At 32.7% G+C, this 1,990-nt stretch carries 3 protein-coding genes and 1 pseudogene; all 4 read left to right on the top strand.

The genetic code is table 11. The features are described 5' to 3' along the window. The first annotated feature begins 51 nt into the window (after nt 1-51). Entirely contained in the window at nt 52-174 is a 123-nt protein-coding gene (locus PVV65_RS09570) for a hypothetical protein (protein WP_273755822.1), read from the top strand. Nucleotides 175-672: 498 nt separating this feature from the next. Next, complete coding sequence (locus PVV65_RS09565; RefSeq protein WP_273755823.1) at nt 673-978, top strand: hypothetical protein; 306 nt, start codon at nt 673-675, stop codon at nt 976-978. 175 nt (nt 979-1,153) lie between these two features. Next, complete coding sequence (locus PVV65_RS09560; RefSeq protein ID WP_273755824.1) at nt 1,154-1,504, top strand: hypothetical protein; 351 nt, start codon at nt 1,154-1,156, stop codon at nt 1,502-1,504. A gap of 299 nt (nt 1,505-1,803) precedes the next feature. Then, nucleotides 1,804-1,990: pseudogene (locus tag PVV65_RS09555) on the top strand (DUF3987 domain-containing protein); the annotation flags it as partial.

Genomic DNA, 1,990 nt, shown 5'->3' with positions numbered 1-1,990 from the left:
AATGAATAGCAAAATCCGTCCTATGGTGCAATATATCATAGGATAAAAAACATGTTTTCTTATATAAATGCTCGGGGCATCACCAATGCCTTGCGTGGGGTTTGGTATGGGCGTTATGGAAGTGCCCGTTGTCCTGCCCATGATGATCAATTGCCTAGCTTATCTCTTGAATAAATTAGCGTATCTTATAAACTATGCTAATTAGCGGCTTTTAAAATTTCTAAAATATTAAAAAAATCCGCTACGTGAGAAAACTTAGGTGTCAATAACAATTCTTCTGCTCTGTTCTTTCTATTAAAGTATCAAGCTTATGTTTGCACCACTCTTCTTCTATTGATAGTTTTTCTTTTAATATGGAGTGGAGAAAAATCTTTTTTGTTAGTATATTCTAACAACCCAAGTTTTTGATTTTCTGTATCTTGTCAAATCACGAGAAACACGTAAATAAGCGTAAAATTTTGTCATGTTCAATAAAAATCGTCAATTAAGTGTAATCTTAGTATCAGAAAACACGATAATTTTCTTTGATACAAACAATCAAAATGATTAAAGATAAAAACAGCTATCTTATTTTCATTTCAAACAACAAATTGAAAAAATCATAGGAAATTTAATTGATCAAATTTAACCATTAGATTAATATTTTAAGACAATTACAGAAAGGAATTTCCTATGGAAAAGAAATTACCCAAAAGTTATATGACTGATGCTGAACGCGAGGAATTGCGAGCAGGCGGATTTGATCAGGATGGTATTTATACTGCTGAATCACAGGCAGCAACTAAAGCACGTGACACTAAAACAGCATGGGAATGGTTAGCAATGGCAGAGCTTCCAGCTCATACACTTTTATTTCTTAAATCTCAAAATGGTGCACAGTTTATTCGTGATATGGGATTTTCTACAAAGAATGCGGATGAGGAATATGGTCCAGATTGGTTAGATAAAGGTGTTATGATAGGAGGTCGTCATTTTTAAGGAAGTTGATTTATTAAAACAATTTTTATCACAAGAAGATAACTATGTAAAAAACCTTAGCAAGGTAGCTATAAGTAAGAAATTACATAGTGTACGAAATGATTTATGCGATCATATTCGTAATGTTGGGAAAAGTGGGGATTTATCGTTACTCCTTGCTACGGAGCGTGATCTCGTGGAAAATGATTTATTTAGGTATTCCAATAGTAAAGCTATGTCAGGTAGTCTTAAAACAGCATTAACTGAAATTGATGTTGTTAAAAAACACGTGATGCTTGTTGGTGATCCTATGCAATATAAGACAGTAAATGAGGCTTATAGTTTATCGAAAAATCGAAAAGGCGGTTTGCCTTATGATGAAGCACGTCAAGCAATGGCATCCCATTATGCAAGGCTAGGAAATCTAGACAAAGCGCGTTTAACAGACATTGAAAAATCTATCATTGATGCAAGAAGAGAAAATATCAAGGCAATGCAAAAACTCTACGAAAAGATGCAAGCCAAAGCTATTGGCATAGATTTCTAACTCAATAACGTACTCATAATAAAGCTTTTTACATTAATTTATTCACACATCTTTTTCTTAGTTCTGTTTGTATTCTTCATAGCAATATTTAGCTAGGTCTAAAGTCAGCTTTGTATATGTCAAATTCGTATTCGAAATATAATTATGGATCTCTTAAATTAATTGAAAATATATTCATTATTGTTTGAAATATATTTTCATCACTAACAGAAAAATTAAAAAGTTTTCTTCATTATGAAAATCTAAAATGGTTAGTGTTATTTTTTTGTTTTTTCCTTTAATAGGAAGCTATAAAGAAAGATTCTCACTCAGAAAGCTTACAATCGCATGTTTTAAAAATGCCAAAGACCATAGCAAGTCTTGCGTTGATTTTTGAATTGAGTGAAGGCGGGCGTTTTGAAATCAATAGAGATGCCCTTGAGAGAGCTTTGTGTTGGGAAAAATATCTGATAAGTCACGCAAGACGTCTTTATGCGGCGGGGGATA

Source organism: Bartonella sp. ML70XJBT (assembly GCF_028618425.1).
Classification (GTDB): Bacteria; Pseudomonadota; Alphaproteobacteria; order Rhizobiales; family Rhizobiaceae; genus Bartonella.
This window is presented reverse-complemented; position numbering and strand designations above follow the sequence as displayed.